The sequence below is a fragment of the Sinorhizobium fredii NGR234 genome (genome assembly GCF_000018545.1).
GTDB classification, from domain to species: domain Bacteria; phylum Pseudomonadota; class Alphaproteobacteria; order Rhizobiales; family Rhizobiaceae; genus Sinorhizobium; species Sinorhizobium fredii_A.
The window spans coordinates 3,298,990-3,320,176 of sequence record NC_012587.1 but is presented as its reverse complement, the minus strand read 5'-3'; the positions used below and the strand labels follow the sequence as shown (position 1 = coordinate 3,320,176).

The 21,187-nt window shown below is 64.4% G+C and carries 21 protein-coding genes; 9 read left to right on the top strand and 12 right to left on the bottom strand.

The features are described from left to right. Window positions 1-34: 34 nt before the first annotated feature. From NGR_RS26930 to NGR_RS26915, 4 genes are all read right to left on the bottom strand, one after another. Entirely contained in the window at window positions 35-892 is an 858-nt protein-coding gene (locus tag NGR_RS26930) for an AAA family ATPase (protein WP_012709644.1), read from the bottom strand. 5 nt (window positions 893-897) lie between these two features. Continuing rightward, window positions 898-1,278: a RidA family protein gene (locus NGR_RS26925; protein ID WP_012709643.1), complete on the bottom strand. Its 381-nt coding sequence runs from the start codon at window positions 1,276-1,278 to the stop codon at window positions 898-900. An 11-nt stretch (window positions 1,279-1,289) separates the two neighbouring features. Next, window positions 1,290-1,895, bottom strand: coding sequence for a 3-isopropylmalate dehydratase small subunit (leuD, locus tag NGR_RS26920; RefSeq protein ID WP_012709642.1), 606 nt, complete (start codon window positions 1,893-1,895; stop codon window positions 1,290-1,292). Window positions 1,896-1,994: 99 nt separating this feature from the next. Then, entirely contained in the window at window positions 1,995-2,237 is a 243-nt protein-coding gene (locus tag NGR_RS26915) for a hypothetical protein (RefSeq protein WP_164924513.1), read from the bottom strand. Window positions 2,238-2,339: 102 nt separating this feature from the next. On the opposite strand from NGR_RS26915, the gene NGR_RS26910 reads away from it, so the two are divergent. Both NGR_RS26910 and NGR_RS26905 read left to right on the top strand, forming a co-directional pair. Further along, window positions 2,340-3,245, top strand: a complete 906-nt coding sequence (locus tag NGR_RS26910; RefSeq protein ID WP_164924512.1) for an HpcH/HpaI aldolase/citrate lyase family protein — start codon at window positions 2,340-2,342, stop codon at window positions 3,243-3,245. After that, window positions 3,242-3,448: a DUF1737 domain-containing protein gene (locus NGR_RS26905; protein WP_012709640.1), complete on the top strand. Its 207-nt coding sequence runs from the start codon at window positions 3,242-3,244 to the stop codon at window positions 3,446-3,448. Before NGR_RS26910 ends, NGR_RS26905 begins: the two co-directional genes overlap by 4 nt. A gap of 71 nt (window positions 3,449-3,519) precedes the next feature. Here the strand turns inward: NGR_RS26905 and NGR_RS32545 are convergent, their stop codons facing one another. After that, window positions 3,520-4,770: an IS110 family transposase gene (locus tag NGR_RS32545; protein WP_012709639.1), complete on the bottom strand. Its 1,251-nt coding sequence runs from the start codon at window positions 4,768-4,770 to the stop codon at window positions 3,520-3,522. A 408-nt stretch (window positions 4,771-5,178) separates the two neighbouring features. Further along, on the bottom strand, window positions 5,179-6,393 hold the full coding sequence (locus tag NGR_RS26890) for a ubiquinone biosynthesis hydroxylase (protein WP_012709638.1): 1,215 nt from the start codon (window positions 6,391-6,393) through the stop codon (window positions 5,179-5,181). Between the two features lie 88 nt (window positions 6,394-6,481). Here NGR_RS26890 and tesB point away from each other — a divergent pair, with 88 nt between their 5' ends. The 6 genes from tesB (at window position 6,482) to NGR_RS26860 (ending at window position 14,144) form a co-directional block, all read left to right on the top strand. Next, window positions 6,482-7,366, top strand: a complete 885-nt coding sequence (tesB, locus tag NGR_RS26885; protein WP_012709637.1) for an acyl-CoA thioesterase II — start codon at window positions 6,482-6,484, stop codon at window positions 7,364-7,366. Window positions 7,367-7,616: 250 nt separating this feature from the next. Then, window positions 7,617-7,955, top strand: a complete 339-nt coding sequence (locus NGR_RS26880; protein ID WP_012709636.1) for a P-II family nitrogen regulator — start codon at window positions 7,617-7,619, stop codon at window positions 7,953-7,955. A gap of 27 nt (window positions 7,956-7,982) precedes the next feature. Beyond that, a complete protein-coding gene (locus tag NGR_RS26875; protein WP_012709635.1) occupies window positions 7,983-9,410 on the top strand; it encodes an ammonium transporter in 1,428 nt (475 codons plus the stop codon). Window positions 9,411-9,750: 340 nt separating this feature from the next. Further along, entirely contained in the window at window positions 9,751-12,396 is a 2,646-nt protein-coding gene (locus tag NGR_RS26870) for a DNA translocase FtsK (protein ID WP_164924511.1), read from the top strand. Window positions 12,397-12,511: 115 nt separating this feature from the next. Continuing rightward, window positions 12,512-13,174, top strand: coding sequence for an outer membrane lipoprotein carrier protein LolA (locus NGR_RS26865; protein WP_012709633.1), 663 nt, complete (start codon window positions 12,512-12,514; stop codon window positions 13,172-13,174). Window positions 13,175-13,337: 163 nt separating this feature from the next. After that, window positions 13,338-14,144 (top strand): exodeoxyribonuclease III, encoded by an 807-nt coding sequence (locus NGR_RS26860; RefSeq protein ID WP_012709632.1) that lies wholly within the window; start codon window positions 13,338-13,340, stop codon window positions 14,142-14,144. A gap of 64 nt (window positions 14,145-14,208) precedes the next feature. On the opposite strand, the gene NGR_RS26855 is transcribed toward NGR_RS26860, so the two are convergent. The 3 genes from NGR_RS26855 to NGR_RS26845 form a co-directional block, all read right to left on the bottom strand. Further along, window positions 14,209-15,459 carry an IS110 family transposase gene (locus tag NGR_RS26855; RefSeq protein ID WP_012707828.1) on the bottom strand — a complete coding sequence of 417 codons (1,251 nt, stop codon included), beginning with the start codon at window positions 15,457-15,459 and terminating at the stop codon, window positions 14,209-14,211. Window positions 15,460-15,896: 437 nt separating this feature from the next. Continuing rightward, entirely contained in the window at window positions 15,897-16,352 is a 456-nt protein-coding gene (locus NGR_RS26850; RefSeq protein WP_012709631.1) for a cyclic nucleotide-binding domain-containing protein, read from the bottom strand. Window positions 16,353-16,427: 75 nt separating this feature from the next. Beyond that, on the bottom strand, window positions 16,428-17,111 hold the full coding sequence (locus tag NGR_RS26845; protein ID WP_012709630.1) for a response regulator transcription factor: 684 nt from the start codon (window positions 17,109-17,111) through the stop codon (window positions 16,428-16,430). Window positions 17,112-17,254: 143 nt separating this feature from the next. On the opposite strand from NGR_RS26845, the gene NGR_RS26840 reads away from it, so the two are divergent. Continuing rightward, a complete protein-coding gene (locus NGR_RS26840) occupies window positions 17,255-17,803 on the top strand; it encodes a L,D-transpeptidase family protein (RefSeq protein ID WP_012709629.1) in 549 nt (182 codons plus the stop codon). A 15-nt stretch (window positions 17,804-17,818) separates the two neighbouring features. Here the strand turns inward: NGR_RS26840 and NGR_RS26835 are convergent, their stop codons facing one another. From NGR_RS26835 to NGR_RS26825, 3 genes are all read right to left on the bottom strand, one after another. Further along, on the bottom strand, window positions 17,819-18,361 hold the full coding sequence (locus tag NGR_RS26835; protein WP_012709628.1) for a SixA phosphatase family protein: 543 nt from the start codon (window positions 18,359-18,361) through the stop codon (window positions 17,819-17,821). A 211-nt stretch (window positions 18,362-18,572) separates the two neighbouring features. Continuing rightward, window positions 18,573-19,982 carry a 3-isopropylmalate dehydratase large subunit gene (gene leuC, locus NGR_RS26830; protein WP_012709627.1) on the bottom strand — a complete coding sequence of 470 codons (1,410 nt, stop codon included), beginning with the start codon at window positions 19,980-19,982 and terminating at the stop codon, window positions 18,573-18,575. A 348-nt stretch (window positions 19,983-20,330) separates the two neighbouring features. Continuing rightward, the gene (locus NGR_RS26825) at window positions 20,331-20,978 is read right to left on the bottom strand and encodes a hypothetical protein (protein ID WP_012709625.1); all 648 of its coding nucleotides are present in this window, start codon (window positions 20,976-20,978) and stop codon (window positions 20,331-20,333) included. Window positions 20,979-21,187: the final 209 nt, after the last annotated feature.

Sequence of the window (21,187 nt, the reverse complement as noted above, 5' to 3'; positions counted from 1 at the left end):
CGCCCTGTGCGGGGATCCGGCTCCTGCCGCAGGCTCATCCGTCGCGGCGCGCCATGAAGGCCAGCCGCTCGAAGAGGTGCACGTCCTGCTCGTTCTTCAAAAGCGCGCCGTGCAGCTTCGGCAGCATCGATTTCGGATCGGTGCGCAAGTCGGCCGGATCGATGTCGTCGGCGACCAGCAGGCGGATCCAGTCGAGCGCCTCGGAGGTCGAGGGCTTCTTCTTCAGTCCCGGGACCTCACGGATGCCGAAGAAGGCAGTGAGCGCCGCGGAAAGAAGCGTCTTGCGGATGCCCGGATAGTGCACCTCGACGATGCGGGCGAGCGTCTCGGCATCGGGAAAGCGGATATAGTGGAAGAAGCAGCGGCGCAGGAAGGCGTCCGGCAGTTCCTTCTCGTTGTTGGAGGTGATGATGACGATCGGCCGGTGCCGGGCGCGGATGGTCTCGCCCGTCTCGTAGACGTGGAACTCCATCCGGTCGAGTTCCTGCAGCAGGTCGTTGGGGAACTCGATATCCGCCTTGTCGATCTCGTCGATCAGCAGCACCACCTTCCGAGGCGCCTCGAAGGCCTGCCAGAGCTTGCCCTTGCGGATATAGTTCCCGACGTCGTTGACGAGGGCGTCGCCGAGCTGGCTGTCGCGCAGCCGCGAGACGGCATCGTATTCGTAGAGCCCTTGCAGCGCCTTGGTGGTCGACTTGACGCTCCACTCGATGAGCTCGAGGCCGAGCGCGGCGGCAATCTGGCGGGCAAGCTCGGTCTTGCCGGTGCCGGGCTCGCCCTTGACGAGCAGCGGGCGCTCCAGCCGGATCGCCGCATTGACGGCGACCATCAGGTCCTTGTCGGCGATATAGTCGGCGGTGCCTTCGAATTGCGTGGCCTGCTCTTTTTCCATCCCGCTTACCCCCGAAATGCCGTGACTTCGATTTCGATCAGCATTTCCGGGCGGATCAGATCGCAGACGACCATCGTCGCGGCCGGGCGGATTTCGCCGAAGACCTCGCCGAAGATCGGGAAGACCCGGTCGGCGAAGCTGGCGTCGGTGACGTAATAGTGATTGCGCACCACATCGGCGAGCGAGAAGCCGGCTTCCTTCAAGGCGCCTTTGATCGTCTTCAGGCAGTTGCGCGCCTGGTCCTCGACCGTCTCCGGCATGGTCATGCTGGCGTAGTCGTAGCCGGTCGTGCCGGAGACGAAGCACCAGTCGCCCTTGACGACGGCACGCGAATAGCCTGCCGTCTTCTCGAAGGGCGAACCGGTGGAGATCAGCCGGCGCGGCATGCGCGAGCCGCTCAGGCCCAGGGGCGCGATGCGGCGGTCGACTTCTCGAAAGTGTCGATGGCACCCGCCTTTTCGAGCGTCAGGCCGATGTCGTCGAGGCCGTTCAGCAGGCAGTGACGCTTGAAGGCGTCGATCTCGAACTTGATCGAGCCGCCGTCGGGGCCGGTGATCTCCTGGGCTTCGAGATCGATCGACAACACGGCGTTGGAACCGCGGTTGGCGTCGTCCATCAGCTTGTCGAGGTCGGCCTGGCTGACGACGATCGGCAGGATGCCGTTCTTGAAACAGTTGTTGTAGAAGATGTCGGCGAACGAGGTGGAGATGACGCAGCGGATGCCGAAATCGAGGAGCGCCCAGGGCGCATGCTCGCGCGAGGAGCCGCAGCCGAAATTGTCGCCGGCCACAAGGATCTTGGCGTTCTGATAGGCCGGCTTGTTGAGCACGAAATCCGGATTCGGCGTGCCGTCCTCGTTGTAGCGCGCCTCGGCGAAAAGCCCCGTGCCGAGCCCTGTGCGCTTGATCGTCTTCAGGTAGTCCTTCGGGATGATCATGTCCGTGTCGATGTTGACGACGGGCAGGGGCGCAGCGACGCCGGTGAGCTTGACGAACTTGTCCATGGTCTAGCCTTCGATTTCAGCGGAAGTGTTGCGAGAGCGTTTAGATCAGTTTCGCGCCGAAATGAAGGGGAATCTGCGTTTGCGGGCCTCGGCGGCGCTCTAGAGATCGATGATCGTGCCGCGCCCGTCGTTCCAGATCCGCATTTCGCGCTCGTGACCGGTGGATGCGCGGGCACGCGCTGGCACCGGCTTGGCGTTGAACCGCGCGGCGATGGCGCTGCCGATCGTGACGACGGCGGCAATACCGGCAAGTGCCAGGGCAAGCGAGGCGGTCAGCACAAAGGCCGCAAACGTAATGGCCAGGACTGCGGCCGTGAAGAGAACAGAGCGGATGCTTTGCATGTTCGTCACCTTTCTATCAAGGCATGTGGTGGCTGGCGGCACCGCTTGCAAGAGGCCCCTTCGACCTTGCGCACGGCAAGAAAGGCGGGCACAACAGGTTGCATGACACGAGCGACCGATCATCATCCCGTGCGGCTCCGCCGTTCCGTGCTTAGCGTTCCGGCCGACAATCCCCGCGCCCTTGCCAAGATCAAGGATCTTGCCGCCGACGCGGTGATCTTCGATCTCGAGGATGCCGTCGCACCCGACCGAAAATCGCAAGCGCGCGACGCCCTTGTCCGCCATCTGTCCGCCGAGCGGCCGGACGGCGAGGCGATCATCCGCATCAATATGGCGGAATCGGGTTTCAGCGAAGCGGATCTTGCCGCCGCGCTTGCGGCGAGCCCGGACGCGATCCTCCTGCCCAAGGTCGAAAGCCCTGCCGATGTCCAAACGGTGCTCGATTGGCTCGCTGAAAACGACGCACCGGACAGCCTGCGCCTCTGGGCGATGATCGAGACGCCGCGTGGCGTCCTCAATGTGCCGGCGATCGCCGAGATGGGTCGCACCCTCGGCGGCCGGCTCGATTGCTTCGTCGTCGGGCTCAACGACCTGCGCAAGGCGACGGGCGTTCCCGCGCTCGCCGGCCGTACCTATCTGGTGCCCTGGCTGATGCAGGTGCTCCTCGCGGCGCGCGGCAGCGGTCTCGACGCCATCGACGCGGTCTTCAACGATTTTCGCGATGCGGAGAGTTTCGGGGCCGAGTGCCGGCAGGGGCGAGACATGGGCTATGACGGCAAGATGCTGATCCACCCCGCCCAGATCGACACGGCCAATCATTGCTTCGGTGTCGAGCCGGCGGCGCTTGAGGAGGCGCAGGCGATCATCGACGCCTTCGCCCGGCCGGAGCATGCAGGCAAAGGCGTGATCAACCTTGGCGGCCGGATGGTCGAACGGCTGCATCTCGATCAGGCGCAGAAACTCGCCGCGAAAGCGGAGATCATCGAAAAACGAAAGGCGAAACCTTGAAACTCTACCGATTTCTGACCGGCCCGGACGACGCTTCGTTCTGTCACAAGGTGACGGCGGCCTTGAACCAGGGTTGGAGCCTGCACGGCTCGCCGACCTACGCCTTCAACGCCGACACCCAGCACATGCAGTGCGCCCAGGCGGTGGTCAAAGAGGTGGAAGGCAAGGATTATCATCCCGACATGAAGCTGTCGGAACAGTGAGGCGATCGTCGTGAGATTTGCCCCTCACCCTAACCCTCTCCCCGCCCAGCGGGGAGAGGACTCCCCACCGTTTAGCAAGAGAGTTTCTGCTCGGCCAAGGAAGGATTGAAGGTGGTGCCGGTTTTCAGCATTGCGCATGCGACGTTGAGGAGGCGGTCGGCGACGGATCGCAGGGCACGACCGTGGCTGTGACCTCGGCTTCGAAGGGCGGCGTACTTCAAACGGCTCCGAGAGTCGTGCTGAATGGCGACGCGTGCCCAATGGTACATGGCGTTGGCGAGCCGGTCGTGGCAGGCCTGTCTTCTGATGACGATGCAGCTCTTGCCGGACCGCTTGGTAACGGGCGCGACTCCTGTCAAACTGCGCAAGGCGGCGTGGTCACGTCGCTGCAGGGCATCGAAGGCTTCTGCGAGCAGCGTGGCGAGGACGATCCTTCCCACTCCCGGCAAGGATGCGAGGATCTCCACGTCATGCTGCTTCCTCTGCCCCGGCTCGGTCGCCTCGGTCGGGACAAGGCGGGCAGTCAGGGTATCGAGCCGCTGATGCGCTTGCTTGAGCTGCCGGTTCACGAGGCGAATGCGGGCAATGAGCGTGGCAATGTGGGCGCTGGCGGCTTCGGTCGTCCCGGCGGCGACCTTGACGGGCGGCGTGCGCAGCACGGCGAGCACATGGGTGGCGTCGACGCGGCGGATGCGGTTGCGTTTGAGAAGCTTGGCGATCGTCGCCGCGCGGATCCGCGCGGCTTTGGCCGGCGTCGGCCCGGCTTCCCAGAGATCGAGCAGCCACTCGGCCCCGAGGTCGTTTTCGAGCTCGAGCAGCGCAGGAAAGTAGCGCCAGAGCTGCTCGCGCATGCGGTTGGTCAACCGGTTGCGCTCGGCGCCGAGGTCCTCGGCCATGCGCGACCATTCGCGCAATTCGATGACGACAGGATCGGCGGCGGCGAGCAGCCGGAAGCACCGGCGATCGGTGCGCAAGGCCGAGGCCATCACTTCGGCATCGCGGCTGTCGTCCTTGGCGCCGGCCAGGGTGAACCGGTCGCGAAAGCGATCCATTTGTTTCGGGTTGATGGCATGCACCTGGCAGCCGCGCTCGATCAGCGTCTCGACCACGGGCCCGTGCGGCACCTCGATCGCGACCTGGATTTGCCCGGCCTCGGTTGCACCGCTGGTTGCCGTCAGCCAGGCCGCCAGCTCGGCGAGCCCTTCGCCGCCGTGCCTGAAGACCCTTTCGCCGATTTTCCGGCCATCACCATCCGTGAGGAACACATGATGGCTCTCCGACGCCCAGTCGACGCCGGCATAGAATTGTTTCTGATCGGTCATCCCTTCTCCTCGTCCAAGCCTGCGAGCCACCGCGATCTTCGCCGATCCCTGTACTGGCGCTCGGAAACGGATACAGCTCCGGCGCGGACTCCCCACGGGGCATCGATCACGGCCAATCCGACGGGGCACGCGTCCTCTCCAGGTGGTCGGGCCACAGGGGACAATTGGTTGCTCCCGACGAATCGGCTCGGTTCAGGAAGGCTACGCCAATTTCGGCCATCGTCGCGGGTCATGCTTCATTCCACTACGCTTCACTTCGCACGACACGCGACGACGGCGTGCAACCCAAGAACCGCCGGAAAAAGGTACAGGGGACTGAGGCGACGCGGCGAATCCCTTCTCCCCGCCTGCGGGGAGAAGGTGCCGGCAGGCGGATGAGGGGCGCCTCCTGGGCGCCCCCAAAACTTTTCAGATCGGCTGTCCCGAAAGCAGCCGCGGGTCCGTTTCGCCGGCAACGCCGGCGGCCTGGCGGATGAAGAAACTCTTGAGCGACGGCAGGCGGTCGACGAGGCCAAGGCCGATGTCGCGGATGACCCTCACCGGCGTGATGTCGTTGGAGAACAGCCGGTTCAGGACATCGGTCGTCACACCCATGCGGAAAGTGTCGAAACGCCGCCAGGTCTGGTAGCGCTCGAGGACGGCAAGCGAGCCGATATCGAGGCCGAGCCGATCCGCCTCGACGAGCGTTTCGGCAAGTGCCGCCACGTCCTTGAAGCCGAGATTGAGGCCCTGGCCGGAGATCGGGTGAATGCCGTGCGCGGCATCGCCCGCCAAAGCGAAGCGCGGCGCCACGAAATCCCGGGCCAGCGTCAGCCCGAGCGGAAAGGCCCGGCGGCCGCCGACCACCTTGAGATGGCCGAGCTTGTGGCCGAAGCGGCGCTCCAGTTCGTCCTCGAAAATAAAATCATCTTCCTTGACCAGGCGCTCGGCGTCGGCGCTGCGCTCCGTCCAGACCAGCGACGAGCGGTTGTCCTTGAGCGGCAGGGTGGCGAAGGGGCCGGCCGGCAGGAAATGCTCCTCCGCCGTGCCGCCATGCGGCCGCTCGTGCTCGACCGTCGTCACGATGCCGGACTGGCCGTAATCGAACTCGACTACCTTGATGCCGGCGGCCTCGCGCAATTTCGATCGCACCCCGTCGCAGGCGACCAGCAGCCGTGCCTCGAGCACCTCGCCGCCGGCGAACGTCACGGCAACGGCGTGATCGCCGCTCTTGAAGCTTTCGACCATCGCCGCCTGGCGGATCGCCACGCCGAGTTCCCGGCAGGCCTCGCGCAATCCGCCGACCAGCGCGGTGTTCGGCACCATATGCGCGAAGGGGCGCCCTTCGCCGCCGTCGCCCTCGAAGGTCAGGAACACCGGGCGGACGGGATCGGCCGTCTTCGAATCGGTGATCACCATCCTGAGGATCGGCTCTGCCTCCGGGGCGATCGCATCCCAGACGCCGAGAACGTCGAGCATGCGCTCGGCCGCAAGGGCGACCGCGGAGGCCCGCTCGTCCTTTTTCCAGGCGCCTTCCGGCGCGCCGTCGACGACGGTCACGTCGAGATGGGGAGCCGCTTTCTTGAGCGATACGGCGAGCGACAGGCCGACATAGCCGCCTCCGGCAATCAGTACATCGATCATCCCGCCTCTCTCCCGTCGCACTTGAGCATCGATCCATGCGTATATAGATCAATGCCATCGCCGTTCCTACCATCGGAGACCGCCGAAAATGTCGCGCCCCGCCGAATCCGCCACACCCATGGATGCGCTGCTCGGGATCCTCGATCTCGAAAAGCTCGAGGAAAACCTGTTCCGGGGCCTCAGCCCCCAGGTCGGCTGGCAGCGGGTGTTCGGCGGGCAGGTCATCGGCCAGGCGCTCGTCGCCGCGCAACGCACCGTGGACGAGGGCCGCTACGTCCATTCGCTGCACGCCTATTTCCTGAGGCCGGGCGACCCGACCGTGCCGATCATCTACGAGGTCGACCGCATCCGCGACGGATCGAGCTTCGCCACCCGGCGCGTCGTGGCGATCCAGCACGGCAAGGCGATCTTCTCGATGTCGGCCTCCTTCCAGTATGACGAGGAGGGTTTCGACCATCAGTTCGGCATGCCCGACGTGCCGATGCCGGAGACCTTGCCAGGCGAAAAGGAGCTGCGGGAGAAATTCCTCGTCCACGCCCCGGAAGCGATCCGCCGCTACTGGGAGCGGCCGCGGCCGATCGAGATCCGGCCGACCTCGCTCGAGCACTATTTCTCACGCAACAAGGCCGCGCCGCGGCAGGACGTCTGGGTGAAGGCCGTCGGCAAGGTGCCGGACGAGCGCCATCTGCAGGCCGCCGTCCTTGCCTATCTGTCCGACATGACGCTGCTCGACACGTCGCTCTACGCGCACGGCACCTCCGTGTTCGACCGAACGCTCCAGGTCGCGAGCCTCGACCACGCCATGTGGTTCCATCGACCCTCCAGCATGGACGACTGGCTGCTCTATACGCAGGACAGCCCAAGCGCGCACGGCGCGCGCGGCATGACGCGCGGCAGCCTGTTCGATCGTTCCGGCGTGCTGATCGCCTCCGTGGCGCAGGAAGGCCTGATCCGTAAAAAGGCAGTTGATTAAAAAATAGCCGATCGTCGGCCTTTTTGTTCTTTTGCCTGTTTTTTAATCTTCTTTACTGGCTGCTTTTTTAGCACTTCGCGGCCGAAGCGTCGCGAAAAGTGGTTTTTTCGTGTCTTTTTCGGAATTTATGCCTTCTCGATCGAATCTGGCACGCCCCTTGAATGTGAAGTTCCGGTTGCCCGGCGCTTTAGGCGCTCAAGCAGCAAGGAGAGACGGCCTCCGGGCCGAGGCAGACAAGGATGGGAAGCCGATGAAAATTGTGATGGCCATTATCAAGCCGTTCAAGCTCGATGAGGTTCGCGAAGCCCTGACCACCGTAGGCATCCAGGGTTTGACCGTGACCGAAGTGAAGGGATACGGCCGCCAGAAGGGGCACACCGAAATCTACCGTGGCACCGAATACGCCGTGAGCTTCCTGCCGAAGCTGAAGATCGAGATCGCGGTTCCGTCGGAGATCGTCGACAAGGCCGTCGACGCGATCGCTTCGGCTGCGAAAACCGGCCAGATCGGCGACGGCAAGATCTTCGTCTATTCGATTGACCATGCCGTGCGCATCCGCACCGGCGAAACCGATTCAGAAGCGTTGTAAGCAGCGCCGATCAGGGAGCATTTTTCGATGTCGTCATTCAATCTTTCCCTCTCTCTTCGACGCGTGGGCGCCACCGCTGCCGCCTTGCTCGCGCCGGTCGTTGCTTTCGCCCAGGAGGCGGCGCCCGCCGCTGCCGAGGCCGTTGCGGCAACGCCGGTTCCGGACAAGGGCGACACCACCTGGATGCTGCTGTCCACCATCCTCGTCCTGCTGATGACCGTTCCCGGTCTGGCGCTCTTCTATGGCGGCCTGGTGCGCGCCAAGAACATGCTGTCGGTGCTGATGCAGGTTCTGATGATCACCGCCGTCGTGATGATCATCTGGGTGACCTACGGCTATTCGCTGGCCTTCACGGATGGCGGCTCGCTCAACTCCTTCATCGGCGGCTTCTCGAAAATGTTCCTGGCGGGCGTCGACACCACGACCCTTGCGGAAAGCTTCTCGAAGGGCGTCTTCATCCCCGAATACGTCTTCGTCGTCTTCCAGATGACCTTCGCCTGCATCACGCCGGCCCTGATCGTCGGCGCCTTCGCCGAGCGCATCAAGTTCTCGGCCGTCATGCTGTTCGTCATCCTGTGGGTCACCTTGGTCTACTTCCCGATCGCCCACATGGTCTGGTTCTGGGGTGGCCCGAGCGCCTATACGGCACCGACCGGCCTGATCTTCTCCTTCGGCGCGATCGACTTCGCCGGCGGCACCGTCGTCCACATCAATGCCGGCATTGCGGGCCTCGTCGGCGCGATCATGCTCGGCAAGCGCACCGGCTACAAGCGCGAGATCATGGCTCCGCATTCGATGACGCTCACCATGGTCGGCGCCTCGCTGCTGTGGGTCGGCTGGTTCGGCTTCAATGCCGGCTCGAACCTCGAAGCCAATGCCTATGCGGCACTTGCGATGATCAACACCTTCCTGGCGACCGCAGCCGCAATCGTCTCCTGGGCGGTCGTTGAAACGCTCGTTCGCGGCAAGGCCTCGATGCTCGGCGCCGCCTCGGGTGCCGTTGCCGGCCTCGTCGCCGTAACCCCGGCCGCCGGCTTTGCCGGGCCGATGGGCGCAATCGTGCTCGGCCTCGCGGTCTCGCCGGTCTGCTACTTCTTCGTCGACGTGGTAAAGAACAAGTTCCACTATGACGACAGCCTCGACGTGTTCGGCATCCACGGCGTCGGCGGCATCCTCGGCGCGATCGCAACCGGCATCCTCGTCAATCCGGCGCTCGGCGGCGCAGGCATCGTCGACTATTCGACCGCCGACTTCGCCGCTGGCTACGCCGGCACGGCAACGCAGGTCTGGGCGCAGCTCAAGGGCGTGCTCGTCACCGTCGTCTGGTCCGGCATCGGTTCGGCCATCCTTTTCAAGGTTGTCGATGCGATCGTCGGCCTGCGCGTCACGGTCGAAGCGGAGCGCGAAGGTCTCGACCTCTCCTCGCACGGCGAGGCCGCCTATCACGCCAGCTAAGCGGATTGCGGCGCCGGCAGACCGGCGCCGCCACCAGTCCCGTCGCGATCCGCATATTTCGCGGATCGCCCTTCGCCCGGATCCTCGCGATCCGGGCTTTTTTTGACTAAAACAACGGCTCACACACTGCTATTTCTGCCCCGCAGACGCATGGTTAATGTCGCATTAACCCTAGTCCGCTTAGGTTGATTGCATGGCACGCAATGTGCCCGGAGCATTCTGTGTCCACTCCGGCTTCGGAAGGCGGCAAGAATGCCCTGCAATCAATGGCTGGAATGTTCCCACCGTTCACTTGGAAGATGCGTGGCGCTCCGGCGGATCGAAACGGGCAGCAGGCAACATGAGCAGAAGCAACCCCGCAACGCTTGACAGCCGTTCCAACCAGTTCGTGCTGACCACCTTCCTCTGGCGCCAGATCGCGTCGCTGGCAGGTTTTGCGCTGTTCGGCACATTGGCGCTCGCCGTTGCCGCGCTTTCGACGTGGAACGTTTCCGATCCGAGCTTCTCCTATGCCACCTCGCAGCAGCCGACCAACGTGCTCGGCCACGGCGGCGCCGCCTTTGCCGATATCTTCATGCAATTCTTCGGCCTGGCGAGCGTCGTGGCGCTGCTGCCGGCGGTCGCCTGGGCCCTCGTGCTGATCGGCAACAAGCCCTTCGACAAGGCCGTGAAGCGGCTCTCACTCTGGTTCGTCGGTTCGGTGCTGGCAAGCGCGGCCTTGAGCTGCGTGCCGGCGCCGATCACCTGGCCGCTGCCGAACGGTCTCGGCGGCGTCTTCGGCGACATGATCCTGCGCTTCCCGGCGCTCTTCACCGGCACCTTCCCGACCGGCACCTTCGCGACCGTTCTCGCCTGCCTGTTCGCCGCGCCGGCCGCCTGGGCGCTGATCTTCAGCGCCGGGCTTATCGGCGTCAGCGACGAAGGCGAGGAAGAGGCGGCACCGGAGCCCGTTCCGAGCAAGGCCCGCACCATCCGCGAAGAGCTCGAGGACGAGGATGACGAGGGGCCGCTGACCGTCCTGATGGGCTCGCTCGCCCATATGCGCTTCACGGCGCAAGCCCGGCTGCGTCGTGCCTTCGGCCTGAGCGCCAGCCGCGCCAAGCGCCAGTACGACGAGCCCTATGATTTCAACAACGACGAATTCGGCACGCTCAACGAGCCGGCCCGGCCGAAGGCACAGGCCGGCGCTGCGCGCGTCGAACCATCGCTCGATCGCGCTGAGCGCCGCCTCGTCACACCGCCGCCGATCCTCGCCGCCGACGACGACCCGCCCTTCGACATCGACGAACCCCGTCCCGCCGGCATCCTGCCGGACGACGAGGACGACATTGCCGCCGACTGGGCACCGAGGCCGGCCCCGGCAAGGCCGGCGCTCAACGGCTCCAGGGTCGCCCCGCCGCCGACGCGGCCGAAGAGCGGCCAGCGGATCGAACGCGAGGCCCAGCGCTCCTTCGTCGAGGACGACGATTTCACGCTGCCGCCGATCCATTTCCTCGCGGAGCCGAAGAATGTCGCGCGCGACGCTTCGCTATCATCCGATGCGCTCGAACAAAATGCCCGCATGCTCGAAGGCGTGCTCGAGGATTTCGGCGTCAAGGGCGAGATCATCCATGTGCGCCCGGGGCCTGTCGTGACGCTGTACGAACTGGAACCGGCGCCCGGCATCAAGTCGTCGCGCGTCATCGGCCTTGCCGACGACATCGCCCGCTCGATGAGCGCGATCGCCGCTCGCGTCGCCGTCGTGCCGGGCCGCAATGCCATCGGCATCGAACTGCCGAACCAGCGGCGCGAGATGGTCTATCTGCGCGAGCTGATCGGTTCGCGCGACTTCGAGACGACAAAGACGAAGCTCGCCATGGCGCTCGGCAAGACGATCGGCGGCGAGCCTGTCGTCGCCGACCTCGCCAAGATGCCGCATCTGCTCGTCGCCGGCACCACCGGTTCGGGCAAGTCGGTGGCGATCAACACGATGATCCTGTCGCTGCTCTATCGTCTCACGCCCGACCAGTGCCGCCTGATCATGATCGATCCGAAGATGCTCGAACTCTCCGTTTATGACGGCATTCCGCATCTGCTCTCGCCTGTCGTCACCGACCCGAAGAAGGCCGTCGTCGCGCTGAAATGGACGGTGCGCGAGATGGAAGAGCGCTACAAGAAGATGTCGAAGATCGGCGTCCGCAACATCGACGGCTTCAACGCCCGCGTCGAGCAGGCGCTGGCCAAAGGCGAAGCGATTACCCGCACCGTCCAGACCGGCTTCGACCGCCAGACCGGCGAAGCCGTGTACGAGACCGAGGAATTCGACCTTTCGCCGATGCCCTATATCGTCGTCATCATCGACGAGATGGCCGACCTGATGATGGTCGCCGGCAAGGATATCGAAGGCGCGGTGCAGCGGCTCGCGCAGATGGCGCGCGCCGCCGGCATCCATGTCATCATGGCGACGCAGCGCCCGTCGGTCGACGTCATCACCGGCACGATCAAGGCGAACTTCCCGACCCGCATCTCCTTCCAGGTCACCTCGAAGATCGACAGCCGCACCATCCTCGGCGAACAGGGCGCCGAACAGCTCCTCGGCCAGGGCGACATGCTCTACATGGCCGGCGGCGGGCGCATCCAGCGCGTCCATGGACCCTTCGTCTCCGACACGGAGGTGGAAGAGGTTGTCGCCTATCTGAAGACGCAAGGGGTGCCGCAATATCTCGACGCGATCACCGAGGACGACGACGAGGAAAACGACGGCGGCGGGCCGGCCGGCACCTCGAATCTGGCCGATTCCGAGGACCCCTACGACCAGGCCGTGGCGATCGTGCTGCGGGACGGCAAGGCCTCGACCTCCTACGTGCAGCGGCGCCTCGGCATCGGCTATAATCGTGCCGCCTCGCTGATCGAGCGGATGGAGCAGGAGGGCATCATCGGCCCGGCAAACCACGCCGGCAAGCGCGAGATCCTGGTGCCGACCGAGGCGGAGATCACCGGCCGGTAAGTCCGGAAAGCCGGCCGGTAACGGTCATTTGAGGGCGGGGCCGCGGCAGCAGCAAATGACGCCTTGAAGGCGCCCCACTTGCGCTCCACATGACGCTGATATGAAGGAGACTGCGATGACAGAGACAAGAAACGGCGCCGGCGACACTCGGGCGATCTCGCGGCGCCTCTTCGTTTGCGGCCTGGCAGCGCTCGCGGGCATCGCCGGAACGACCCTGGAGGCGACCCCCGCTTCGGCGCAGGCCTCCGCCGTCGCCCAGAAGATCGCCGATCATTTCTCGTCGGTAAAAACGATGGCCGGCGAATTCGTCCAGTTCGGGCCGCGCGGCGAGCAGACCGGCGGCAAGTTCTATATCCGTCGCCCCGGCCGCATCCGCTTCAACTACGAGGCCCCCTCGCCGATGCGGGTCATCGCCGACGGCCGGTCGGTCGTCATCGGCAACATGAAGCTGAAGACCTGGGACATCTACCCGCTGTCGAAGACGCCGCTCAACCTGCTTTTGAGCGAGAGGATCGATCTCAGCAGCCGTATGGTGCGCGACGTCCGGGTCGAACCAGACCTCATCACGATCGTGCTCGGCGACCGTTCGATTTTCGGCGATTCGACCATCACCATGATGTTCGATCCGAAGAGCTACAATCTCCGGCAATGGACGATCACCGACGCGCAGAAGAAGGACACGTCGGTCATGATCTTCAATGTGCAGACCGGCATCGCCCTCGACGACAAGGTGTTCCGCATTCCTTATGACGAGGTGCGCAACAAGGGCGGCAAATAGCCGGACACGCATCGCCTCTGATACTGGAATCGGCCGCCCTCGGGCGGCCTTTTTCATGCTTGTCGATTGGCGGCGGACCTGATTAAAACGCCCCGTGCTGCCCCCCCGTGCTGCCGGGACACTTGCTTTCGCGCCACCGGCGAGACTTACCAGAGGAATGTGAATGGCCCTTTCCATCGCCACATGGAACATCAACTCCGTCCGCCTGCGCATGCCGCTGGTGGAGCATCTCCTGGTGAACTGGCAGCCCGACATCCTCTGCCTGCAGGAAACCAAGTGCCCGGACGACCAGTTCCCGTCAGCTCCGCTCAAAAAGCTCGGCTACAAATACATCGAAATGCACGGGCAGAAGGGCTACCACGGCGTGGCGACCATCTCTCGCCTGCCGCTCACCGAACTGACCGATCGCCGCAACTACTGCGGCGTCGGCGACGCGCGCCATCTCTCGGTCGTCTTCGCGATCGGCGGCAAGACGGTTCGCCTGCACAATTTCTATGTACCGGCCGGCGGCGACGAGCCGGACCGCACGATCAATCCGAAATTCGGCCACAAGCTCGACTTCGTCGACGAGATGAAGCTGCTGCACGCCGAGGCCGAGGCGGGCATCTCGTCGATCCTGGTCGGCGACCTGAATATCGCGCCGCTGGAGCACGACGTCTGGTCGCACAAGCAACTGCTGAAGATCGTCAGCCACACGCCCGTCGAGACGGATGGGCTCACCACGGTCATGACCGGCGGCGCCTGGGTCGACCTGATGCGCCAGCACACGCCGCCGCCGGAAAAACTCTACACCTGGTGGAGCTATCGTGCGAAGGATTGGGCCGCGGTCGACCGCGGCCGCCGCCTCGACCACATCTGGTCCTCCGCCGACCTCGCCGCAAAACTCCTGCGCGTCGACATCCTCCGGGAAGCCCGCGGCTGGGAGCGCCCCTCCGACCATGTGCCGGTGATCGCGCATTTCGAATTGTGAGCCACGTCAATTGCCCCTCACCCTAGCCCTCTCCCGTTCTCACGGGGAGAGGACTCCCCACCGTTTAGCAAGAGAGTTTCTGCTCGGCCAAGGAAGGATTGAAGGTGGTGCCGGTTTTCAGCATTGCGCATGCGACGTTGAGGAGGCGGTCGGCGACGGATCGCAGGGCACGACCGTGGCTGTGACCTCGGCTTCGAAGGGCGGCGTACTTCAAACGGCTCCGAGAGTCGTGCTGAATGGCGACGCGTGCCCAATGGTACATGGCGTTGGCGAGCCGGTCGTGGCAGGCCTGTCTTCTGATGACGATGCAGCTCTTGCCGGACCGCTTGGTAACGGGCGCGACTCCTGTCAAACTGCGCAAGGCGGCGTGGTCACGTCGCTGCAGGGCATCGAAGGCTTCTGCGAGCAGCGTGGCGAGGACGATCCTTCCCACTCCCGGCAAGGATGCGAGGATCTCCACGTCATGCTGCTTCCTCTGCCCCGGCTCGGTCTCCTCGGTCGGGACAAGGCGGGCAGTCAGGGTATCGAGCCGCTGATGCGCTTGCTTGAGCTGCCGGTTCACGAGGCGAATGCGGGCAATGAGCGTGGCAATGTGGGCGCTGGCGGCTTCGGTCGTCCCGGCGGCGACCTTGACGGGCGGCGTGCGCAGCACGGCGAGCACATGGGTGGCGTCGACGCGGCGGATGCGGTTGCGTTTGAGAAGCTTGGCGATCGTCGCCGCGCGGATCCGCGCGGCTTTGGCCGGCGTCGGCACGGCTTCCCAGAGATCGAGCAGCCACTCGGCCCCGAGGTCGTTTTCGAGCTCGAGCAGCGCAGGAAAGTAGCGCCAGAGCTGCTCGCGCATGCGGTTGGTCAACCGGTTGCGCTCGGCGCCGAGGTCCTCGGCCATGCGCGACCATTCGCGCAATTCGATGACGACAGGATCGGCGGCGGCGAGCAGCCGGAAGCACCGGCGATCGGTGCGCAAGGCCGAGGCCATCACTTCGGCATCGCGGCTGTCGTCCTTGGCGCCGGCCAGGGTGAACCGGTCGCGAAAGCGATCCATTTGTTTCGGGTTGATGGCATGCACCTGGCAGCCGCGCTCGATCAGCGTCTCGACCACGGGCCCGTGCGGCACCTCGATCGCGACCTGGATTTGCCCGGCCTCGGTTGCACCGCTGGTTGCCGTCAGCCAGGCCGCCAGCTCGGCGAGCCCTTCGCCGCCGTGCCTGAAGACCCTTTCGCCGATTTTCCGGCCATCACCATCCGTGAGGAACACATGATGGCTCTCCGACGCCCAGTCGACGCCGGCATAGAATTGTTTCTGATCGGTCATCCCTTCTCCTCGTCCAAGCCTGCGAGCCACCGCGATCTTCGCCGATCCCTGTACTGGCGCTCGGAAACGGATACAGCTCCGGCGCGGACTCCCCACGGGGCATCGATCACGGCCAATCCGACGGGGCACGCGTCCTCTCCAGGTGGTCGGGCCACGGGGGACAATTGGTTGCTCCCGACGAATCGGCTCGGTTCAGGAAGGCTACGCCAATTTCGGCCATCGTCGCGGGTCATGCTTCATTCCGCTACGCTTCACTTCGCACGACACGCGACGACGGCGTGCAACCCAAGAACCGCCGGAAAAAGGTACAGGGGACAGGAACGCGCGGCTCGCTCTTCCTACAACAATAGGCGGTGCGAGACGGGGCCGCGAGTCTGCTTCGCCCCGCTCGCGGGGAGAAGGTGGCCGGCAGGCCGGATGAGGGGCAAAATCATGCGTCAGGCAAACCGCCCGGCAAGTGCCTCGACGCGGCGGATCATCGTCTGCAGGTTGTCGCGAATCCGGGCCTCGACCATGGCCGTCACCTCCGGATACTCCTCCAGCATGCGGCGGAAGAGCGGCCGGTTGATGCGGATCACCTCGCTGTCTTCGTCGGCGGTCGCGGTGAACTTCCGTTCGACCATCGAGATCAGCGCCAGCTCCGACAGCAGCGCCCCGCGGGAGACGGTGTCGACGTGCTGCGGGCGTCCTTCGGCGTCGAGCTTCGATAGCGAGAAGCTGCCGACGGCAACCGCATAGGCGCAATCGGCCGGCGCGCCTTCGCGAAAGAGCTCGTGGCCCTTCGCGACGCGACGGCGCTCGGCGCCGAAGGCGATCAGCCGGAGCTTGTCGTCGCCGATCTCGGCAAAAAGCGAGACGTTCGACAGAAGCGCGATATCGTCATTGAGCGCCAAGCAGCATATCTCCTAGCTGACGTCGAGGAGCGGGTCTGGAATGGAAAACCGCTTCCCACTTTCCGCGGTCGGGACTTACGGAACGATCTTGTAGCCGCCGTTCTCTGTCACCAAAATCTCGGCATTGGAAGGGTCGCGCTCGATTTTCTGACGCAACCGGTAGACATGCGTCTCAAGCGTGTGGGTCGTCACCCCGGAATTGTAGCCCCAGACCTCCTCGAGCAGGACGTCGCGGGTCACTACCTTCTGGTCGGCCCGGTAGAGGTAGCGGATGATCGCCGCCTCTTTCTCGGTCAGGCGTATCTTCTGGCCGTTGTCCATCGTCAGCAGTTTCTGGCTGGGCTTGAACGTGTAGGGCCCGACGCTGAAGGTCGCGTCCTCGCTCTGCTCGTGCTGGCGAAGCTGGGCGCGGATACGGGCCAGCAGCACGGCGAAGCGAAAGGGCTTGGTGACATAGTCGTTGGCGCCGGCCTCGAGCCCGAGGATCGTGTCCGAATCGGTATCGTGACCGGTCAGCATGATGATCGGCGCCTTGAATCCGCCCTTGCGCAACAGCTTCACCGCCTCGCGGCCGTCCATGTCCGGCAGGCCGACATCCACAATCAGCAGGTCCACCTGGCGTGTCCGGGCCGTCTGGATGCCCTTGCCGGCGGTCGCTTCCTGCAGGAGGTCGAACTCCTCGTACAGAGAAAGCTGCTCTATCAACGTCTCACGCAGGTCGTTGTCATCGTCGACAAGGAGGATGGTGCGCGTCGCCATGGGACAGTTCCTGTTGCTTCCTGGATTCAAACTAGCTCAAATGCCGCCCTTGGCAAAGCGCGGCGGCCACGCAATCTTGTCGCCCTGGAACCGTGCTTAGGGTGGCCGCGAGATCACGGGCAAAGCAAGAATTTGTGAGAATAATGCGCAAGAAAACGTCGGGAGTAAGATCGCGGAAATCCACAATTATCGTCCGGACTGCGCCGCGCGACCGGCGGCGCGCGCTTCTAAGCTTCGACGGTAGAACGGAGCAGGCAGCGATCGGGCGAAGCGGCCTCAGCGCCATGAAGCGCGAAGGCGACGGCGCGACGCCGCGGGCGACGATGAAACTGATCGGCGGCTTCACGCGCCGCGATCGGGTCTCGCTGCCGCCGACGCTACTGCCGATGCGCGGGATCCGTCGCGACATGCTCTGGTGCGACGCCCCCGGCCATGCGTCCTACAACCGCCCGGTCAGGGCGCCGTTTGCCGCGAGCCACGAAACGATGATGCGGAATGACGGGCTCTACGATGTCTGCCTCGTCATGGACTGGAACATCTCCTCCAGGCGGCGGCAAGCCGGCTCGGCGATCTTCTTCCACCTCATTCGTCCCGGCTATGAGCCGACGCAGGGTTGCATCGCCGTCAGCCTGCCGGCGATGAAGCGGCTGATCCGGCACATGCGCAGGGGGATGGCCGTCAGGGTCGTGTAGGATGCGCCTGCCGCCTCATGATCCGTCCAGCAGGCGCGGCGTCACGAACTGGACGAGCCGGCCCGCGCCGGGCGCGATCTCCGACCATTGTTCGATGGTGAAATCCATGACGGCGAGCCCGGCCGTTGGAAACTTGTCCTTGAGACGTTCCAGCGCCACCGCATCACCACCACCGGCAAGCAGCAGCGCAAGTTCCGCCATGCCCGGATTGTGCCCGACGATCAGCAGTTTTTCGACAGACGGCTCCACCTTGCGGATCACGTCGAGCATGGCACTGGCGGCAACCTCGTAGATGCCGACGGCGTCGCGGGCGGCAACCTTGTGCGGCAAAGCCTCGGCAACGAGCTCCCAGGTCTCTTGCGCACGCCGGGCGGTCGAAACGATCGCGAGGTCCGGGATCAGGCCCCGCCGCGCTATGAAGGCGCCGATCGCCGGGGCGGCCTTTCGACCGCGGCCCGCGAGCGGCCGGCGATGGTCGGCAACCCCCTCCGGCCAGGCGGATTTGGCGTGGCGGAGCAGCATGAGGCGGCGCATCGGAGGGCTGGCATCGTCAGGCATCGGGCATTCCTCCTACTGCATGTCTCCTTAAATCGTCCTCGATTAAGGACGAAGGCATGCAGCAATTCAAAGTGCTACGGCGACCTTTGCGCGCCTGATAGGGCGCGCGGCGCTGTAGGTTGGCCGATGATCATATTCTCGCACCGTCGCATGCAATAAAAAAGGCCGCCCCGAAGGGCGGCCAATCATGCCGGAAAAGCTCAAAACCGGCTTATTTCCACTCGCGGATATCGACGAAGTGACCCGCCACCGCGGCAGCGGCGGCCATCGCCGGCGAGACCAGGTGCGTGCGGCCCTTGAAGCCCTGGCGGCCTTCGAAGTTGCGGTTCGAGGTCGAGGCGCAGCGCTCGCCCGGCTTCAGCCGGTCGTCGTTCATCGCCAGGCACATGGAGCAGCCGGGTTCGCGCCAGTCGAAACCGGCTTCCTTGAAGATCTTGTCGAGGCCCTCGGCTTCCGCCTGTTCCTTGACGAGGCCGGAGCCGGGCACGATCATCGCCGACACGGTCGAGGCGACCTTGCGGCCCTCGACGACCTTGGCGACGGCACGCAGATCCTCGATGCGGCCGTTGGTGCAGGAGCCGATGAAGACCCGGTCGACGGCGATATCGGTGATCTTGGTGCCGGGCTTCAGGCCCATATAGTCGAGCGCCCGCCACTTCGAGGCGCGCTTCGTCTCTTCCTGGATGTCATCGGGGTTCGGAACGGCGCCCTGGACCGAGATGACGTCTTCCGGCGAGGAGCCCCAGGAGACGATCGGCGGCAGGTCGGCGGCATCGAGGACGACGATGCGGTCGTAGTGGGCGCCTTCGTCCGTGTGGAGCGTCTTCCAGTAGTCGAGCGCCATGTCCCAGGCCTTGCCCTTCGGGGCACGCGGCTTGTCCTTGATATAGTCGAAAGTCGTTTCGTCCGGCGCGATCAGGCCGGCGCGGGCGCCGCCTTCGATCGTCATGTTGCAGATGGTCATGCGGCCTTCCATCGACAGCGAGCGGATCGCCTCGCCGGCGAATTCGATGACATGGCCCGTACCGCCGGCCGTGCCGATCTCGCCGATGATGGCGAGGATGATGTCCTTGGCGGTGACGCCGGGCGGCAACTGCCCGTCGACGCGCACCAGCATGTTCTTCGCCTTCTTCTGGATCAGCGTCTGGGTCGCCAGCACGTGCTCCACTTCGGACGTGCCGATGCCGTGCGCCAGCGCGCCGAAGGCGCCGTGCGTCGAGGTGTGGCTGTCGCCGCAGACGATCGTCATGCCCGGCAGCGTGAAGCCCTGCTCGGGACCGACAATGTGGACGATGCCCTGGCGCTTGTCGTTCTCGGAATAATATTCGACGCCGAAATCGGCGGCGTTCCTGGCGAGAGCCTCGACCTGGATGCGGCTTTCCTCGTTCTTGATGCCGAGATGGCGATCCGGCGAGGTCGGCACGTTGTGGTCGACGACGGCGAGCGTCTTTTCCGGGGCGCGGACCTTGCGGCCGGCCATGCGCAGGCCTTCGAAGGCCTGCGGACTCGTCACCTCGTGCACGAGGTGACGGTCGATGTAGAGCAGACAGGTGCCGTCATCCTGTTGATTGACCAGATGGTCGTCCCAGATCTTGTCATAGAGGGTACGCGGTGCGCTCATGGCGATATATCCATCGAAATTTCAGAATACGGAAAACCGGCGGCGGTGCGGCCGGAACAACACTGATCAAGCGATCAGCCTAGGCGGCTGGTGAGCGCGCCGCAGACACGCGCGAAAAAACGTGCCGGCAGACGCTTGTGGTCCTGCAGCACGACGATTTTCTGTTCGCGACATCTAAATTTGGATTCCATGGCCGGTGCTCATATCAATTTTTTGATTGTTCGGCAATCGGCGAGATGGGCGGAACAGGGCTTGCGCTCCCAAGCCCGTCAACGGCTTCGCTCGCAAGGGGAGGGCACAATTCCGCGCGACAGTTACGCCTCGTCCGCCCTGTCGCGTGGTCCCGGCCTATGGCCGGACGACGCAGACCCCGTGCTCCCACGCGCAGGCGCTGGCATTGGTCTGCGGCGAGACGACGATGATCTTCGGGCGCTCCGCTGGCGGGGCTGCCCCGATTTCGTCCTCTATCCCATAGGAATAGCTGCCGGCCTGGCTGAAATAGATGCCGTTGCCCGGCTGCTCGTAGGCGGAAAGGTTGCCGGCATAGGTGCCGAGGCCGGGGATCCCGGACGGAAAATCATAGCCGCCATCGAAGTCGCCGCTGTAGCTGCCGGCGCCATAGCCCCTTCCGTCAATGAATACAAAGTCTCCGCGATGGCGGTCACGGCGCGCGAAGTGAGAGGGCCAGTGCTTCCGTCGGATATGGCGGACGCGGGTTTGGACGTTGCCCAGGCCGCCTGTCTCGAAAGACGAGAAGTCATCGACGCTGGAATTGAAGGAGCGGTGGCGCCGATGGCCGGCGAAATGGCGGCGATCATGTGCCTTGTGGCGGGCGTGGTCCGGGGAGCGGTGCTTGAGCCGGACATGCCGGACCCGCGTCTCCACTTCCGACAGGCCCCTGTTGCTGCCCGCTTGCACAGGCAGGCCGACCGGGATCGCCAGCGTGAAGGCCAGGAGGAGAACTTTGGTCGCATGGACCGCGCGCAACAGATTCATTCTGTCCTGCCTTCAGGATGCGGTTAACGAATTCTTAATCGCATCCTGATGCAAGCGCAGTGAAATGTCACGGATTCGATTGGGTTTTCCGCCCATATCGTTAACGGGCGGATGTCTCCGCCAGACCCGAAAATGCCGCTTTTCGTCTAATCGATTTTATTTATTTTGCACCGCAAGCATACTTGTCGTTAAGCAATATGGTGATTAAA

Excerpts from the sequence above, each read along its gene's own strand:
- NGR_RS26890 (WP_012709638.1), bottom strand. The coding sequence starts at position 6,393 with ATGATCGATGTACTGATTGCCGGAGGCGGCTATGTCGGCCTGTCGCTC.
- NGR_RS26855 (WP_012707828.1), bottom strand. The coding sequence starts at position 15,459 with ATGACCGATCAGAAACAATTCTATGCCGGCGTCGACTGGGCGTCGGAG.
- NGR_RS26845 (WP_012709630.1), bottom strand. The coding sequence starts at position 17,111 with ATGGCGACGCGCACCATCCTCCTTGTCGACGATGACAACGACCTGCGT.
- NGR_RS26840 (WP_012709629.1), top strand. The coding sequence starts at position 17,255 with ATGCGCAAGAAAACGTCGGGAGTAAGATCGCGGAAATCCACAATTATC.
- NGR_RS26880 (WP_012709636.1), top strand. The coding sequence starts at position 7,617 with ATGAAAATTGTGATGGCCATTATCAAGCCGTTCAAGCTCGATGAGGTT.
- NGR_RS32545 (WP_012709639.1), bottom strand. The coding sequence starts at position 4,770 with ATGACCGATCAGAAACAATTCTATGCCGGCGTCGACTGGGCGTCGGAG.
- NGR_RS26865 (WP_012709633.1), top strand. The coding sequence starts at position 12,512 with ATGACAGAGACAAGAAACGGCGCCGGCGACACTCGGGCGATCTCGCGG.
- NGR_RS26835 (WP_012709628.1), bottom strand. The coding sequence starts at position 18,361 with ATGCCTGACGATGCCAGCCCTCCGATGCGCCGCCTCATGCTGCTCCGC.
- NGR_RS26925 (WP_012709643.1), bottom strand. The coding sequence starts at position 1,278 with ATGCCGCGCCGGCTGATCTCCACCGGTTCGCCCTTCGAGAAGACGGCA.
- NGR_RS26915 (WP_164924513.1), bottom strand. The coding sequence starts at position 2,237 with ATGCAAAGCATCCGCTCTGTTCTCTTCACGGCCGCAGTCCTGGCCATT.
- leuD (WP_012709642.1), bottom strand. The coding sequence starts at position 1,895 with ATGGACAAGTTCGTCAAGCTCACCGGCGTCGCTGCGCCCCTGCCCGTC.
- NGR_RS26875 (WP_012709635.1), top strand. The coding sequence starts at position 7,983 with ATGTCGTCATTCAATCTTTCCCTCTCTCTTCGACGCGTGGGCGCCACC.
- NGR_RS26870 (WP_164924511.1), top strand. The coding sequence starts at position 9,751 with ATGAGCAGAAGCAACCCCGCAACGCTTGACAGCCGTTCCAACCAGTTC.
- NGR_RS26930 (WP_012709644.1), bottom strand. The coding sequence starts at position 892 with ATGGAAAAAGAGCAGGCCACGCAATTCGAAGGCACCGCCGACTATATC.
- tesB (WP_012709637.1), top strand. The coding sequence starts at position 6,482 with ATGTCGCGCCCCGCCGAATCCGCCACACCCATGGATGCGCTGCTCGGG.
- NGR_RS26860 (WP_012709632.1), top strand. The coding sequence starts at position 13,338 with ATGGCCCTTTCCATCGCCACATGGAACATCAACTCCGTCCGCCTGCGC.
- NGR_RS26825 (WP_012709625.1), bottom strand. The coding sequence starts at position 20,978 with ATGAATCTGTTGCGCGCGGTCCATGCGACCAAAGTTCTCCTCCTGGCC.
- leuC (WP_012709627.1), bottom strand. The coding sequence starts at position 19,982 with ATGAGCGCACCGCGTACCCTCTATGACAAGATCTGGGACGACCATCTG.
- NGR_RS26910 (WP_164924512.1), top strand. The coding sequence starts at position 2,340 with ATGACACGAGCGACCGATCATCATCCCGTGCGGCTCCGCCGTTCCGTG.